The organism is Natronosalvus rutilus (assembly GCF_024204665.1).
GTDB lineage: Archaea > Halobacteriota > Halobacteria > Halobacteriales > Natrialbaceae > Natronosalvus > Natronosalvus rutilus.
In genome coordinates, this window is sequence record NZ_CP100355.1 from 1065474 (window position 1) to 1079794 (window position 14321).

15 protein-coding genes are annotated in these 14321 nt (G+C 67.5%); 6 read left to right on the forward strand and 9 right to left on the reverse strand.

The window, feature by feature from the left end:
• Positions 1–60: 60 nt before the first annotated feature.
• Genes NGM29_RS05250 through dapA form a run of 6 tightly spaced genes read right to left on the reverse strand, consistent with a single transcriptional unit; the run spans position 61 to position 5992 of the window.
• A complete protein-coding gene (locus NGM29_RS05250) occupies positions 61–1185 on the reverse strand; it encodes a M20 family metallopeptidase (protein ID WP_254159387.1) in 1125 nt (374 codons plus the stop codon).
• A complete protein-coding gene (dapF, locus tag NGM29_RS05255; protein WP_254159388.1) occupies positions 1185–2072 on the reverse strand; it encodes a diaminopimelate epimerase in 888 nt (295 codons plus the stop codon). Before dapF ends, NGM29_RS05250 begins: the two co-directional genes overlap by 1 nt.
• The gene (gene lysA / locus NGM29_RS05260; RefSeq protein ID WP_254159389.1) at positions 2069–3418 is read right to left on the reverse strand and encodes a diaminopimelate decarboxylase; all 1350 of its coding nucleotides are present in this window, start codon (positions 3416–3418) and stop codon (positions 2069–2071) included. The genes dapF and lysA overlap by 4 nt, the downstream gene beginning before the upstream one ends.
• The gene (locus NGM29_RS05265) at positions 3415–4314 is read right to left on the reverse strand and encodes a 2,3,4,5-tetrahydropyridine-2,6-dicarboxylate N-succinyltransferase (RefSeq protein WP_254159390.1); all 900 of its coding nucleotides are present in this window, start codon (positions 4312–4314) and stop codon (positions 3415–3417) included. The genes lysA and NGM29_RS05265 overlap by 4 nt, the downstream gene beginning before the upstream one ends.
• Positions 4311–5078, reverse strand: a complete 768-nt coding sequence (gene dapB, locus NGM29_RS05270; RefSeq protein WP_254159391.1) for a 4-hydroxy-tetrahydrodipicolinate reductase — start codon at positions 5076–5078, stop codon at positions 4311–4313. Before dapB ends, NGM29_RS05265 begins: the two co-directional genes overlap by 4 nt.
• Complete coding sequence (gene dapA, locus NGM29_RS05275; protein ID WP_254159392.1) at positions 5078–5992, reverse strand: 4-hydroxy-tetrahydrodipicolinate synthase; 915 nt, start codon at positions 5990–5992, stop codon at positions 5078–5080. The genes dapB and dapA overlap by 1 nt, the downstream gene beginning before the upstream one ends.
• A 454-nt stretch (positions 5993–6446) precedes the next feature.
• Here dapA and NGM29_RS05280 point away from each other — a divergent pair, with 454 nt between their 5' ends.
• Positions 6447–7280, forward strand: coding sequence for a M48 family metallopeptidase (locus NGM29_RS05280; RefSeq protein WP_254159393.1), 834 nt, complete (start codon positions 6447–6449; stop codon positions 7278–7280).
• 22 nt (positions 7281–7302) lie between these two features.
• Here the strand turns inward: NGM29_RS05280 and NGM29_RS05285 are convergent, their stop codons facing one another.
• Complete coding sequence (locus tag NGM29_RS05285; protein ID WP_254159394.1) at positions 7303–7905, reverse strand: cupredoxin domain-containing protein; 603 nt, start codon at positions 7903–7905, stop codon at positions 7303–7305.
• 179 nt (positions 7906–8084) lie between these two features.
• Between NGM29_RS05285 and NGM29_RS05290 the strand changes: the two genes are divergently transcribed.
• A complete protein-coding gene (locus NGM29_RS05290; RefSeq protein WP_254159395.1) occupies positions 8085–8582 on the forward strand; it encodes a LabA-like NYN domain-containing protein in 498 nt (165 codons plus the stop codon).
• Between the two features lie 180 nt (positions 8583–8762).
• Here NGM29_RS05290 and NGM29_RS05295 read toward each other — a convergent pair whose 3' ends face one another.
• The gene (locus tag NGM29_RS05295) at positions 8763–9716 is read right to left on the reverse strand and encodes an AAA family ATPase (protein WP_254159396.1); all 954 of its coding nucleotides are present in this window, start codon (positions 9714–9716) and stop codon (positions 8763–8765) included.
• Positions 9717–9789: 73 nt separating this feature from the next.
• Complete coding sequence (locus NGM29_RS05300; protein ID WP_254160425.1) at positions 9790–10704, reverse strand: AEC family transporter; 915 nt, start codon at positions 10702–10704, stop codon at positions 9790–9792.
• A 381-nt stretch (positions 10705–11085) separates the two neighbouring features.
• Here NGM29_RS05300 and NGM29_RS05305 point away from each other — a divergent pair, with 381 nt between their 5' ends.
• The 4 genes from NGM29_RS05305 (at position 11086) to NGM29_RS05320 (ending at position 14300) form a co-directional block, all read left to right on the forward strand.
• Entirely contained in the window at positions 11086–11568 is a 483-nt protein-coding gene (locus NGM29_RS05305; protein WP_311136842.1) for a hypothetical protein, read from the forward strand.
• Positions 11565–12221: a P-loop NTPase gene (locus NGM29_RS05310; protein WP_311136843.1), complete on the forward strand. Its 657-nt coding sequence runs from the start codon at positions 11565–11567 to the stop codon at positions 12219–12221. Before NGM29_RS05305 ends, NGM29_RS05310 begins: the two co-directional genes overlap by 4 nt.
• A gap of 95 nt (positions 12222–12316) precedes the next feature.
• Entirely contained in the window at positions 12317–13267 is a 951-nt protein-coding gene (locus tag NGM29_RS05315) for an aminopeptidase (RefSeq protein ID WP_254159398.1), read from the forward strand.
• A gap of 367 nt (positions 13268–13634) precedes the next feature.
• Positions 13635–14300: an HVO_0476 family zinc finger protein gene (locus tag NGM29_RS05320; protein WP_254159399.1), complete on the forward strand. Its 666-nt coding sequence runs from the start codon at positions 13635–13637 to the stop codon at positions 14298–14300.
• The last annotated feature ends 21 nt before the right edge of the window (positions 14301–14321 follow it).

The window sequence follows — 14321 nt, forward strand, 5'->3', positions numbered from 1 at the left end:
AGGAAAGGGCTTCGGACCCGGATCCGCCTTGTGGATCGATGCTCGCCCGGTGCTCGCCACTCACGGCGACTCGAGCACTCGCTTCACGGCCTCCGCTCCCGCCCGAACGGCGGCCGTTTCGACGTACTCCCGTGGGGAGTGAGCAACGGCGCCGTCCTCGTCCGCGAGCACCCCCGGTCCAAAGACGACAGTAGGCGCGTGGGCGGCGAAGTAAGAGGCCTCGGTGGCGGCCGTGAACGGGCGCACCTCGCCTCCGCTCGCCGCCGCAAGGGCGTCGACGATCGACGTCTCGGCGTCGGTCGCCCAGGCCTCGAGGAACGGCGTCGGCCGCTCGGTGAAGGCGAAGTCGACGCCGACGTCGGCAGGAACGGCCGCCTCGAGGTGGGTCACCAGCGCCCGCTCGAACCCGTCTGCAGTTTCGGGTGGAACGCTCCGCCGATCGACCGTGAGGCGAACCCTGTCGGGCACCTGGTTGGTGGCCTCGCCACCCTCGACGACCGTCGGCGTGAGCGTCGCGGCCCCGAGGTTGGGGTGGGTAGGCGGCGCGTCCTCCCGGTCGTCGAACGTCTCGAGCGCCCCCAGAACCTGCTTGAGGGCGGCCACCGCATTGACGCCCGACTGCGGTTCGGCGGCGTGAGCGTTTGTCCCCGAGAGTTCGACCGTCCCCTCGAAGCGCCCCTTCGCGGCGGTGCAGACGTCGAGGCCGGTCGGCTCGCCGACGATGACGGCGTCGGCGTCCTGGATTGGCGAGTCAGGCCGGGAGGCGAGGGCGTGGGCGCCTGTCGAGAGAAGTTCTTCGTCGGGGGTGATCGCGAGCGTCACTCGATTCGCTGTCTCGGCCTCGAGAAACGCGGCGAGCAGCGCGGCGACCTGTCCCTTCGCGTCACAGGATCCACGGCCGCGGATTTCGCCGTCCCCGACCTCGAGCGGGACGTGCGGTGAGACGGTGTCGATGTGGGTGTTGAGGACGTAGTGTAGGTCACCGTCCCGCCGTTCGTTGGCTGTCGCCGGCTCGCGCGTCGCCAGCATGTTCCCCGCCTCGTCGAACGTCCCCTCGACCCCGTGGTCCTCGAGGGTCTCGACCAGGAAGGCTCGCATCTCCGCGACCCCGGCGTCGGGGTGGGAAGGGATTTCGACCGCGGCCTTGAGGAAGGCGATCGGGTCGAACCCCTCCGAATCCCCCATCACGGGTCGAACGACGAGAAGTGGGTCGTCTGCACCTCGCCGTCGAACTCGTGTTCGACCGGGCCGATCAGGGTCGCGGTGTCGCCGTCGAAGACGACCTCGAGATCGCCGCCCGGTGGGCTAACGGAAATCGAGTCGCCGTCGGCGAGCCCCAGTCGGCGGGCGGCCGCGGCGATGGCCACCGCACCGGTTCCGCAGGCATCGGTTTCGCCCTCGACGCCGCGTTCGAAGGTTCGCTGGCGGAACCCGTCACCCTCGACGCTCGCGAGGTTCACGTTCGTCCCCAGCGGAAAGTCCTCGGCGTGGCGAACCGGCTTCGCGACGGCCTCGAGATTGACCGCGTCCACGTCCTCAACGAACGCGACGGCGTGTGGAACGCCCGTGTTGACAACCGTGACCTCGAGGCCCTCGATGGATTCCTCGACCACGGGGTCGTCCGCGAGTACTGGAATCGACTTCGGGTCGAAGGTCGGTTCGCCCATCTCGACGGCGATCCGGTCGTCCTGGTCTTGGTCCTCCTCGCCGCTCCCGTTGCTCCCGTCGCTCTCCACGCGATAGGCGTGGCGCGTCCCGGCCTGGGTATCGATCATGACCTCGTCGCTCCCGGTACGCTCCATGGCCCACCGGCCGGCGCAGCGGGCACCGTTGCCACACATCGGCGCCGTCCCGCCGTCGGGCTGGACGAGCGTCATGATTACCCGCGGCGGGTTGTACCGGTCCTCGAGCGCCAGGAACAGGATGCCGTCGGCGCCGACGCCCGCCTCGCGGTCGCACTCGCGTGCGGCCAGCCCCCGACGGTCGGGGACGTACGTCTCGGCGTCGATCACGAGGAAGTCGTTGCCGGTCCCGTGGTACTTCTCGAAGTGGACGTCGGCGAAGGCGCTCATCGGGACACCTCCCGCGGTGAGCCGCGGTTCGGTTCGTCGCTATCGACCTCGCCATCTCCAGCGGCCCGCTCGAGTCGAACGACGTCCTCAAGCGTCTCGCGGCGCCGCGAGAGCGTCGCCAAGCCGTCGGCCTCGAGGACGACCGAGGCGGGCCGCGGACGGGAGTTGTACGTACTCGCCATCTCGTAGCCGTAGGCGCCGGCGTTGCCGATCGTGAGGAGGTCGCCACGGGCCGTCTCCGGCAACGAGCGGTCCGTACAGAAGACGTCCGAACTTTCGCAGATGGGGCCCGTCACCGTCTGCGGGGTCTCGGGCCGATCGACGGCGTTGGCCTCGAGGTTCCGGATCGGATGGTACGACCCGTACATCGCCGGTCGAGCCAGCGTCGTCATACCCGCGTCGACGCCCACGACGGTCGTCTCCGGGGCGTCCTTGACCGTGTTTACCCGCGTCAGGAGCACCCCGGCGTCGGCCACCAAGTACCGACCGGGTTCGATCGTCAGTCGGGCGTCGACTTCCCCCAGTGCGTCACGGGTGGCTTCGGCGACCGCCTCGAGGTCGAGCGGCGCCTCGTCCTCGCGGTAGGGGACGCCGAAACCGCCGCCGACGTCGACGAACTCGAGGCCTGCCTGCGCATCGGGAGCGGCGGTCAACGCCTCGTTCACCTCCCGCGCGAGGTCCCCCATCCGCGAGACGAACTCGCGGTGAGCGTCCAGGTCGTCGCTCGAGACGCCGGAGCCGACGTGGGCGTGGACGCCGACGACGTCGAACCCGCGCTCGGCGGCGTCGACGGCCGTCTCGACCGCCCTGTTCGCTGGAACGCCGAACTTCGCGTCCGCGCCCGTCCGAACCTTCTTGTGGTGGCCCGCGCCGATGCCGGGGTTCACGCGCAGGCAGAGCCGGCCGTCGTAGCCGCGTTCCTCGAGGCGATCTATGGTGTCTTCGGCGCCGGCGGTGATCGTTAGCGCGTGATTGTCGGCTGCCGCGTCGACCGCGAGGTCCAGGTCCGTCGCGGGCGGGTTGACCGCCGTGTAGTGGACCCGCTCGCCCGGCGCGCCCGCCTCGAGCGCCCGGACGAGTTCGCCGGCGGAGGCACACTCGATGCCCGCGCCAGCCTCGAGTAGCGTCTCCAGTACCCTGCCGAGCGCGTTCGCCTTCGCTGCGAACATGATCTCGCTCTCGGGGAACGCGGTCTCGAGTCGCTCGTAGTTCTCGCGGACGCGCTCGAGGTCGAGGACGTACAGCGAGGTCCCGTAGTCGTCGGCTAGGTCCCGCAGGTGGCTCGCGCTCCAGTCGCCGAGGCGGCGAACTGGCGGGTTCGGTACCCCCGATTCGGCCGCGCTCATTGGTCTCGTAACACCTCCTCGCGTTCGGAGCGCTCGAGTGTCCGGTCCTCGAGGGCGGTCGCGACGACGGCGGGCTTGTACGCCCCGCCCTCGAACAGGTCGTGGTCGCTGATCGAGGACTCGACGAACCGGGTGAATGCGCGGCGCTCCGCGGGCAACTCGCCGTAGATGATCTCCTCCTCGACGAGGTCGTAGACCGGGATTCGTGGCGTGAGTAGCGTGTTCTCGCCGACGACGGAGTTCTCGCCGACGACGAATCCAGAGGTGACGCGACAGCCTGCGCCCAGCGAGACGCCGTCTTCGATGACGACCGGGGCGTTCTCGACTGGCTCGAGGACGCCGCCAATCAGCGTGTTGGCGCCGAGCTTGACGTTCGCGCCGATCTGGGCGCACGAACCCACCGTATCGCAGGAGTCGACGAGCGTTCCGTCCCCGACGTGGGCGCCGACGTTGACGAACGCCGGGCTCATCAGGATGCAGTCCGATCCGACGTGAGCGCCCCGGCGCACGACTGTGCCGTCGGGCGTGTTTCGGGAGCCGCGCTCGCCGAAGTCGCTCGAGTCCGCGAGCGGGAGCACGTCGTTGTAGGTGACGCCGCCGTACTCGCGGGCGCGGGTTTCGCGCAGGCCGAAGTTGAGCAGGATGCCCTGCTTGACCCAGGCGTTGGCCGTCCACTCGCCGTCCTCGCCGTGGGGTTCGGCCGCGCGAACGTCGCCCGCCTCGAGCGCGTCGAGGAAGGCCTCGAGCGTCGCCATGTCGTCTTCGGTCGCTGACTCGGCGTCGACGCCGTTCGCCTCGTAGCGGTTCCACAGGTCGGTGATCGCGGATTCGAGTGCGCTCGCGTCCGAGTTTACGTTCGAATTCGCGTTCGTATTGCCGTCGGTCGATGGACTCATGCTGAAAGTACCTCCGAAAAGTCGTATCGGCCGGGTTCCTGGCCGGCCAGCCAGACCGCCGCGTCGACGGCGCCGGCGGCGAAGACCCCGCGGTCCTCGGCGCGGTGGGTGAGTCGCAGTTCCTCGTGGTTGCCGGCGAGGACGACCTCGTGTTCCCCCGTTACGTTCCCGGCTCGCAGGGCGTGAACGCCGATCTCGCCCGCTCGACGCGGCTGCTCGCCTTCTCGGCCGTGGACGCGATCCGTGAAGTCGCCGGCCGATTCAATCTCCTCGAGCAGTCGGTTAGCCGTCCCGCTCGGGGCGTCGCGCTTGCCGTTGTGGTGGGTCTCGACGAGTTCGACGTCGTAACCGGGCAGGCTCGCAACGGCGTCCCCGACGAGCGCGAGCAGCGCCTGGACGCCGCGAGCGAAGTTCGGACTGTGAAGCAGCGCGGTTTCGTCGCCGTAGGCCTCGAGCTGTGACTTGTCCTCGTCGGAAAATCCCGTCGTCCCCGTGACGAACGGGACACCCGCCTCGGCGCAGGCGGCGGCGTACTCGAGCGCCGATTGCGGTCCCGTAAAATCGATTACCGCGTCCGGGTCGCGCTCTTCGAGCAAGGGGTGGATCTCGAGAGCGGACTCGATCTCGATGCCTGCGAGGCGCTCGACGTCGGTGCTCCGGTTGACCGCGAAGGCGACCTCGCAGTCGTCGCGGTCCGTGAGCACGCCGAGGACGCGTCGCCCCATGCGGCCGGCTGCGCCCGTGACGCCGACCCGGACGCTCATCACTCGGCCTCCGCCCGGGAGGTGGGCTGGTTCTCAAGGTCCTCGAGGATGGCCTCGAGGTCCTCGCGGTACTCGTCCTGGAGGCGGGTGAGCGGCGGGCGTAGCCTCGCGGGGCCGTACCCGCGGATCGCCATCGCCTCCTTGACTGGGATGGGGTTCGTCTCGACGAAGAGTTCGCGCATCAGCGGCCCGAGTTCGTGGTGGATGGCCCGGGCGCGCTCGTAGTCGCCCTCGAGGGCGGCCCCGACCATCGCGACGGTTCGCTCGGGTTCGATGTTGGCGACGACGCTGATGCCACCGCGTCCGCCGATCGAGAGCATCGGGAGGGTGAGCGCGTCGTCGCCCGAGAGCACCGAGAAGTCCGAGTCAGCGGTCCGCTCGACGATTTCGCCGATGACGCCGAGGTCGCCTTCTGCGGCCTTGTAGCCGCCGATGTTCGGGTGGTCGGCCAGTTCGACGACCGTGTCCGGTTCGATCGTCCGGCCCGTCCGCGAGGGCACGTTGTAGACGATCTGGGGCACGTCGACCGCGTCCGCGATGGTCCGGTAGTGCTCGAGCAGACCGCGCTGTTCGGGCTTGTTGTAGTACGGCGAGATTAGGAGGAGGCCATCGGCGCCGGCATCGGCCGCGCGCTCGGAGAGTTCGAGCGCCTCGCGCGTGTTGTTCGAACCGGTGCCCGCGATCACGGGCACGTCGTCGACGGCGTCGATCACCGCCTCGAGCACGCGAACGTGCTCGTCGTGGGTCAGGGTGGCGGATTCGCCAGTAGAGCCGACGGGGACGAGGCCGTCGACGCCCGCGGTCTCGAGGCGCTGGGCGTCCGCGCGGAGTGTCTCGTAGTCGATTCGCTCGTCGGCGTCGAAGGGCGTGCACATCGCCGGGAAGACGCCCGTGAAGTCGATGTCGTGTGTCATTGGTGTGGGTTTGTCGACCGTGGGTCGTGGGCCGTGGGTTCTGCAATCGAGAGCGGCGCGAAACGACCGCGCTGCCCTCTGAAGTGTGAATTGTTAGACCGTGCGTTCGATCCGAAACGTGCCCGAAACGAGGGTGCTAATCTCGCAGTGAGCACTCTTACGCACGTTTTTTCGATTTTGTGGGGCGAAAACGAGGAGTCGCGTCGCTCCGGGCCGTCGAACGGGCCTCGACCGCGAGCGTAACGCGACGCATACGAGACACACGGCAGTCGAGGAACTTATCGGTTGCGCCTCTCGTCAAATCTGCCTGGCGTGTTATCACGCGACGGATTCCAGCGTCGGTCACATGGTTGACGGCTCGAGTTGATTGGCGGCCCGAATTTCGGGCACAAATCGGCTCGAGTCCGTGACTTCCCGCGATATTTATACGTCTGAATCGCTAACTGGAGCGCGTATGAACGACTTTGGATTGAAAGTCCGGATGGCAATCGTCGGTTCGATCCTGTTCGGCTTCTACCTTCTCGGGGGTTTCGTCTTCGCCGCCGCCTTCGGCGCGCCGCTGTACCTCGTCCTGGGTGTCGGGATCGTCGTCGTCCCGGCGATTCAGTACAAACTCGGGCGATGGATGGCCGTCAGGAGCGTTGGCGCCGAGGACATGCCCGAATCCGGGCAGTACCAGGAGATCCACCACATGACCGAAACGCTCTGCGATCGGATGGGCCTCGAGACCAAACCGCGGCTCATGGTCGCTGATATGGGCGTCCCCAACGCATTCGCCACCGGCCGCAAGGGCGCCGGCATCGTCGTCGTCTCGACCGAACTCATCCGGTTGCTCGAGCGCGACGAACTCGAGGGCGTCATCGCCCACGAACTCGCCCACATCAACAACCGCGACGTGATCACGATGGTGCTCGGCCAGTCGATCGGCATGATCGTTAGCTACGCCGTCTTCTTCGTCGTTCGCGGGATGGGCGAGAACAACATCGGGAGCTTCGTCCTCGCGTACGTCGCCTCCATCGCGGCGAACTTCCTCGTCATGCTGTTCGTCATGGCGATCAGCCGCTACCGCGAGTACGTCGCCGACGCCGACGCCCGCGAGGCCATCGGCGCCGGTGACCCGCTGGCTCGAGCCCTCGAGAAGATTTCCCGGGGCGCCGAGGGGCGCGAGTCGAGAATCGACGACAGCGTTAGCGCGCTGTGCATCCTGAACACCGACCGGAGCCTCCTCCAGCAGGTGCTCTCGACGCACCCACCGACGGAGAAACGCATCGCGCGGCTGCGGAACTGATCACGCAGCGGAGTCGATCTGCTCACCCACCCGACTCGACCTGAATCTCGCCGATCATCGTCCCGATGTGCACCTCACAGACGTACTGGGTCATCTCCGACGTGGCCTGGAGCGTCAGCGTCTGGGTTTCGCCCTCCTCCTCGATGATCTCGGTCTGGTAGTCCTCGACGACCTCGTCGTTGTCGTCCCAGATCACGATGTTGTGTGGCTGGCCGTCGGCGTTCTCCCAGGTGATGTCGTACTCCTGGCCCTCGGTCAGGATGAGCGTCGGGTTAGTCTCGCCCTCGATTGGCGCCGGTTCGACGCCCTCCCACCCCTCGGTGATTCCGTCGAGGACGATTTCGTCGACGCCCTCCCACTCGCCGGAACCGCCCGCGGCGGTTTCGTTGGCATCTCCGGTTTCGTTGGCATCTCCGGTTTCGTTGCCGGCCTCGGTCTCGTTATCCGTTCCGCCAGCACCGGTCTCGTTTTCGTCGCCACCACCCGTTGTCTCGTTGTCACCGCCGGTGGTGTTGTTCTCCCCCGGTCCTCCCCCTTCCGTGCAGCCCGCGAGCAGTGCCAGGGTGACACCGGCGCCCGCGGCGGAGAGCACTCGCCGTCGTGATACTGAATTGTCTCTTTCCATGGGACTCCCTTCACCCGTGAGACGGATAAGCCGATACCAGTCACTCGCATGGTTCGCGACCGGCGAAAGGACCGAATTTGGCCGCCTCGAGTCGATTCGACCCCATTTTCCCTCCCGGCGTTCTTTTCACGACATTGGAGATGGAAGCGGTTTTCACGGTGGCCCACACAAGACACCGTATGACAGACGTTCATCCGGGCCAGCGCGTCGCGGTTCTGGTCGACGCGCAGAATCTGTATCACACCGCCCAAAGCATCTACAGTCGAAACATCGACTACTCGGAACTCCTCGAGGAGGCCGTCGACGGCCGTCAACTCACACGTGCGATCGCCTATGTCATCCGGGCCGATTCGCCCGAGGAGGAGAGCTTCTTCGAGGCGCTGTACGACATCGGCTTCGAGCCCAAGATCAAGGACATCAAGCGCTTCTCGGACGGGACGAAGAAGGCCGACTGGGACGTCGGGATGAGCCTCGACGCCGTCACGCTCGCCAACCACGTCGACACGATGGTCCTCTGTACCGGCGACGGCGACTTCTCGAGGCTGTGCTCGCACCTGCGCCACGAGGGCGTCAAGGTCGAGGTGATGGCGTTCGAAGCCTCGACCGCCGATGAACTCGTCGAGGCGGCCGACGACTTCGAGGACCTGGGTGAGCGCCACGAGACGTACCTCCTCTAACGCGCTGGCTTCTCGCTCGCTCTCGAGTGTCCGTCTTCGGCCTGTCCATCTTCGCCGTGTTCGTTCACTTCTTCTCGGGCCTGTCGCTCCCACGACCTTTGGTACAATAAGTATAGTATGTCTCGACGGCGGACTCGAGCTACCGTCTTGGTCCAGAAACCGCTCGAGCGTCTCGACGCCTCACTCGCCCATCGACGGCACCTGGACGCTGTTGAGCGCGCTGTCGATCACCGTTGCCCGATCGACGCCACGAACGTCCGCCTCGGTCGTCAGCACCAGTCGATGGTCGAGGACCGGGTGAACGACCGCGTGAACGTCCTCTGGGGCGACGTAGTCCCGCCCGGCGAGCACTGCTCGCGCCCGACTGGCCTCGAACAGTCGCTGGATGCCCCGCGGCGAGACGCCGACCTGGACGCGGTCGTCGGTACGGGTCGCCCGGCAGACGTCGATCAAGTACGCCCGGATGGCGGGGTCGACGGTCACCGTCTCGGGAACGTCCTGTAGCGCCAGCACCGCCTCGCGGTCGACGACGCTCTCGACCGTGGGCGTCCTGGACTGGCGACTCGCTCGACGATCGATCAGCGTCAACTCGCCGTCGCGGTCGGGGTACCCCATCGACGTCTTGACCATGAACCGGTCGATCTGGGCCTCCGGGAGCGGGAACGTCCCCTCCTGCTCGACGGGGTTCTGAGTCGCGATGACGAAAAACGGCTCCGGCAGGTCGTACGTGTCCCCGGCCACCGACACCTGTCCCTCGCCCATCGCCTCGAGCAGGGCGGCCTGAGTCTTCGGCGGCGCGCGGTTGATCTCGTCGGCGAGGACGACGTTCGCGAAGATCGGGCCGCGTTCGAACTCGAAGGTCGCGTCGTGTTCGTTGTAGATGTGCGTGCCCGTGATGTCCGCCGGGAGCAGGTCAGGCGTGAACTGGACGCGGGTGAACTCGAGGTCGAGTGCCGTCGCAATCGTCTGGGCGGTCAGCGTCTTCCCCGTGCCGGGGACGTCCTCGAGCAGGACGTGGCCCCGGGCGAGGATGGCGGTCAGTATGGTCTCGAGTCGCCCGGACTCGCCGACGACGGCGGTCTGGATCTCCGCGAGGGTGGCCTCGCCGGTTTGCGCGGCCTCGGGAACGTTCATGCCTGCTGTCACCGCGGGAGCACTATATACGGTTCGGCCGTTTCGTCGCGCCGTCTCCCGAATCGCCGCCGACTCACGCGCCGCTGACGAGCGCGATTACGACGAACAGCGTCAGCACGGACGCCACCGTCGTCACGAAGACGTTGAGCGAGGCGAACCGTTCGTCGCCGCCAAGCTCGCTCGAGAAGACGTACGTCGAGACGGCCGTCGGCATCGCCAGCATGACGACCGCGGCGGTGAACGTCGCGTCGTCGACCGCGAGTGCGGAGAAGATCGCCCAGGCAACGGCAGGCATGACCGCGACCTTCATCGCAGTCACGGCGCCCGTCGCGACAGGATCGAGTTCGGGCAGATCGAACTCGAGGGAGGCACCGACGCAGACGAGCGCGAGCGGAAGCGCCAGGGTGGCCAGGACGTCGAGGCCAGCGACGAACGGCCCCGGCACCGAGAGGCCGACCGAGCCGACGACCATGCCAGCGACCAGTGCGACCAGGACGGGGTTCCCGAGGAGTCGAACGAACTGGCGTCTCGCGCTCGTTTCGGCCCCGTTGAACGCCACGAGAATCGTGATCGTCAGGGGCGCCTGGAGCAGCGTCGCGATGCCGAGGATCACGCTCGCGATCGCGGTTACACTCGCGTCGAAAGTCGCCGCGACGAGCGGAATCCCCAGGTAGCCGAGGTTCGAGTGGTAGGACTGGACGACGGCGACGCTCCGCCGGGCGCTCGAGTCGCGTTTGCGGTGGACGGTCCACGCCAGCGCCGCCGTGGTCGCCAGAACGGCGACGATGCCGACGAAGAGGGCCGGCGAGAGCAGCGACGCGATCGCCTGGTCGTAGGTGGCGACGAAGATCAGGGCCGGCATGGCGACGTAGTAGGTAGCGGCGTTCAGCCGCGTCGTCCGCGTCGCGTCGAGGATCCCGGCCGTTCGGAGTCCGGCGCCGGCGAGCACGACGGCGAGCAACGCCAGCAACCGGAACAGAACCTCCATGCCCGTCCCCAGTGGACTCACGGATTTGATCATTCGGATCTCGGTCGCAGTCGCCTCAAGTCCACCGCCTCGACCGCAGTCGCCTCGAGTCCACCGGCCCCACCGCTCGTCGACCCGTCGTCCACTCCAGCCCCGGGCGCCGTGTCGTCAGGCAAGCTACCGTGCTCGAGTCGGGAAAGCCGTCGTACTCGAGTTTAAATACCAGCAGGCGGCAGGAGCGACCATGGTCGAGGTTGAGGCGACGGCGACGACCGTCTCCGGGGTGGCGTTCGTCTGCGCGACGGTGTGGAACACGTACTCGACGCCTCAGCGCGTCCGCGTGCGAAGTACCGTACCCGGACCGACGTGGTCGCCGCGAGACGGCGAGGGGGCGACGGCTGAGTGGACGGCCTGTCTCGAACCCGGCCGTCGTCGGGGTTCGGATTCGCGACGCCGGTGTCCGATGCGGTCGACGACGCGGCGGCGGCAGAGCGGACGCTGGCGTCCGACGGATCCGCCGATCTCACAGGCGCTCGAACCGATGCTCGAACTCCTGATCCCATCGACGCTCGAACCGAACTCGAGGCGGCACTCGAGTCCCCAGTCGAACTCGTATCGGCCAAACGGGGGGATTGCGAGGACGGACCGGCCCGACCGGACGACGTCCTGGCGTCGCTCGCGCCGTGGGCGCCGGTCGGTGCGGTTCTGGACGGTGGCTCCAGTTGGGATTCCGATACTGCGCGCGATTCAGATCATGATCCCGATCCTGGCCGCGGTACTGGCGCTTCCCCCGAGCCCGCGAACCGTTCTCGAGTCACCCACTCCTCTCGCATACCCTACCCCTATCGAGCCATCCACCTTCCTCGAGATCCCCTGGAACGATGATCGTCGCCGTCGCCAGTGGAAAAGGCGGCGTCGGTAAGTCGACGATGGCGCTAAATCTCGGCGCCGAACTCGGAGCGGTCGTCGTCGACGCGGACCTCGCCGCCGCCGACCTCCCGGCAGGATCCGGACGCGGCCCGGACCTCCACGACGTCCTCGTCGGCCGGGCGACGCCCCTGGACGCCGTCGATTCGACCGGGTCCGTCCGGATCCTCCCCTGCGGTCGTACCCTCGAGGGTGCTCGGGCGTCGAACCTCGCCGAACTCCCGCGTATCGTGGACGCGCTCGACCGACGCTACGGTCGCGTCGTCGTCGACTGCCCGGCCAGACTGGCCCGTGACGTGGGAGTACAACTCGCCAGCGCGGACGCGGCGGTGCTCGTCACGACGCCGTCTAAGGTCGCCATCCACGACCCGTACCGAACCTGCCAGCTCGCACTGGCGCTCGAGACGCCGCTCGCAGCAGTTGTGGTCAACCGATCGCGTTCCCGTCGCGACGAATACCTACTCGATCCAGTCGAGCGCCACTTCGGGGCACCGGGGTGCGGATCGAAACGCGACCCGCGATCGCAGAGGCGCAGTCGATGGGCCGCCCGCTTCGCACAGTTGCGCCCGAGTGCCCGGCGCTCGACGCGCTCGAGACGCTCTCGCGAGTGATCGAACGCCGTACTTGTCGACATTCCGGACACGTCGAAATTCAGTAATTTTCGCCGTCCGGAACACCTTTCCGAACCGTCCGTCGATCTGTATCCATGACGGATCTTCGATCACCTGCCGAGACCGCCGTTCGACAGTGCCTGGCCCTCGAGCCCGACGAATCGTGTGTCGTCGTTACCGACGACAAGCGGGTCCAGATCGGGGCGGCGCTCTATGAGGTGGCGAGCGAGATCACCGACGATGCAGTGATCGTGCGCTACCCGCCAGGAGAGACCCACGGCGGCGAACCGCCGGCGCCCGTAGCAGCCGCGATGGCCGAGGCGGACGTCGTCCTCGCGCCGACGAGCAAGAGCCTGAGCCACACCCGAGCGCGAACGGAGGCCAACGAGGCCGGTGCTCGCGTCGCGACTCTCCCCGGGATCACCGAGGACGTCTTCACCACTGGCCTGGACGCCGACTACGAGGCGATCGCGGCCCACTGTACGGACGTTCGCGAGCAGGTCGACGGTGCCGACGAGGTTCGCGTGACGACGCCTATCGGCACCGACGTCACGTTCGGTATCGGCGACCGGCAGTTCCTCTCGGACACCGGCATCGTCCACGAACCCGGCCGGATGTCGAACCTCCCCGCCGGCGAGGTGTTCGTCAGCCCCAAGACTGCCGACGGGACTTTCGTCGTCGACGGCACCATGATGCCCCACGGGTTGCTCGAGCCAGGTCAGACGCTCGAGTTCGAGGTCGAAGACGGCCTCGTCACCCGGATCTCGGACCCGGAAATCCGCGAGACGGTCGAGACGGCGGCCGAGGAGATCGGCGACGCGGCGTACAACCTGGCGGAACTGGGCATCGGGACGAACGTCGCGGTGACGACGCTGGTCGGGAGCGTCCTGCTGGACGAGAAGGCGGCCGGGACGGTCCACATTGCGATCGGCGACGATGCGGGGATCGGCGGCGACGTGGAGGCGCCGATTCACCTGGACGGGATTCTCCGCGAGCCGACGGTGTACGCCGACGGCGAGGAGGTGGCGCTGCCGACGGGCGAGTAGTCGTTCTGGGTCGTCTCCGTTGCCGTTATCGGACCTACCGTCTCGAGTCGCTTTCTCTCTCCCGTCGCCTCGAGCCGCCACTGTCGATTAATCGTCGTCTCGAGGGCTCAGTTTTCTGCGGACTCGTCGCTCGAGCCACGGCCTCGCTCGAGAGCAGCCACGACCCGCACGCCTCACCCTCCCCAGCCGCTTCGCTCGCCGCTGGCTCGCGAATCCCTCGCACGAGCCGAACCGCGACTCACCGCGGGTTCGCCGCGGTTCGGCGCGCGCCACGGTGGGTGGTCGCTGGGCTGAAGCGGTTGGGTCCTCCTCAAGCGTCGGACCCGCTTCAATCGCCTTTTACGCCCGGAGCCTGTAGAGGCGTGCTATGAGCGATACCCACGCCCAGGACCAGGACCGAATCCCGACGCCCTGTCCGTCGTGTTCGCCCGACCTCGAGACGGTCCACGAGGTGCTCTCGCCCGGCGGCGGCAGCCTCACCGTCCGCTGCGGCGAGTGCGGCCACGTCCACAAGATTCAGCCCGAGCCCGACCGCGAGGAGACCCTCGACGTCGTCGTCTCCCAGGACGGCGAGTCCTTCACCGCGAACGTGACCACGCCCGAGGACGAGACCGTCGAGGTGGGCGACGAGTTCCTCCTCGAGACCGAGGACGTGCTCGCGACCGTCCGGGTCACGAGCATTGAACTCGAGGGGGACAAACGCGTCGAGTCGGCCCCGGCCGACGAGGCCGCGACCGTCTGGACCCGCGAGGTCGACAACGTCTCGGTCAACGTCACGATCCATCCCCAGGATGGTCGGCGAGAGGATAGCCGGAGTCTCACCGTCTACGTTCCGGGAGACTACGAGTTCACCGTCGGGGAGACCGACTCCTTCGGCGACGACGAGTTCGAGATCGACGCGTTCGTCGTCCGCGGCGACGCCGAGGGCTATCACCGCGACCGCTTCGAGGAGGCCGGCGACATGGCCTTCGCGAAGGATGTCAAGCGGGTCTACGCCTACGACGAGACGAGCACGGCCTGGTCGGCCTGGTAGGCGGTTTCTGCTCGCGATCAC

Excerpts from the sequence above, each read along its gene's own strand:
- NGM29_RS05250 (WP_254159387.1), bottom strand. The coding sequence starts at position 1,185 with ATGGGGGATTCGGAGGGGTTCGACCCGATCGCCTTCCTCAAGGCCGCG.
- dapF (WP_254159388.1), bottom strand. The coding sequence starts at position 2,072 with ATGAGCGCCTTCGCCGACGTCCACTTCGAGAAGTACCACGGGACCGGC.
- lysA (WP_254159389.1), bottom strand. The coding sequence starts at position 3,418 with ATGAGCGCGGCCGAATCGGGGGTACCGAACCCGCCAGTTCGCCGCCTC.
- NGM29_RS05265 (WP_254159390.1), bottom strand. The coding sequence starts at position 4,314 with ATGAGTCCATCGACCGACGGCAATACGAACGCGAATTCGAACGTAAAC.
- dapB (WP_254159391.1), bottom strand. The coding sequence starts at position 5,078 with ATGAGCGTCCGGGTCGGCGTCACGGGCGCAGCCGGCCGCATGGGGCGA.
- dapA (WP_254159392.1), bottom strand. The coding sequence starts at position 5,992 with ATGACACACGACATCGACTTCACGGGCGTCTTCCCGGCGATGTGCACG.
- NGM29_RS05280 (WP_254159393.1), top strand. The coding sequence starts at position 6,447 with ATGAACGACTTTGGATTGAAAGTCCGGATGGCAATCGTCGGTTCGATC.
- NGM29_RS05285 (WP_254159394.1), bottom strand. The coding sequence starts at position 7,905 with ATGGAAAGAGACAATTCAGTATCACGACGGCGAGTGCTCTCCGCCGCG.
- NGM29_RS05290 (WP_254159395.1), top strand. The coding sequence starts at position 8,085 with ATGACAGACGTTCATCCGGGCCAGCGCGTCGCGGTTCTGGTCGACGCG.
- NGM29_RS05295 (WP_254159396.1), bottom strand. The coding sequence starts at position 9,716 with ATGAACGTTCCCGAGGCCGCGCAAACCGGCGAGGCCACCCTCGCGGAG.
- NGM29_RS05300 (WP_254160425.1), bottom strand. The coding sequence starts at position 10,704 with ATGGAGGTTCTGTTCCGGTTGCTGGCGTTGCTCGCCGTCGTGCTCGCC.
- NGM29_RS05310 (WP_311136843.1), top strand. The coding sequence starts at position 11,565 with ATGATCGTCGCCGTCGCCAGTGGAAAAGGCGGCGTCGGTAAGTCGACG.
- NGM29_RS05315 (WP_254159398.1), top strand. The coding sequence starts at position 12,317 with ATGACGGATCTTCGATCACCTGCCGAGACCGCCGTTCGACAGTGCCTG.
- NGM29_RS05320 (WP_254159399.1), top strand. The coding sequence starts at position 13,635 with ATGAGCGATACCCACGCCCAGGACCAGGACCGAATCCCGACGCCCTGT.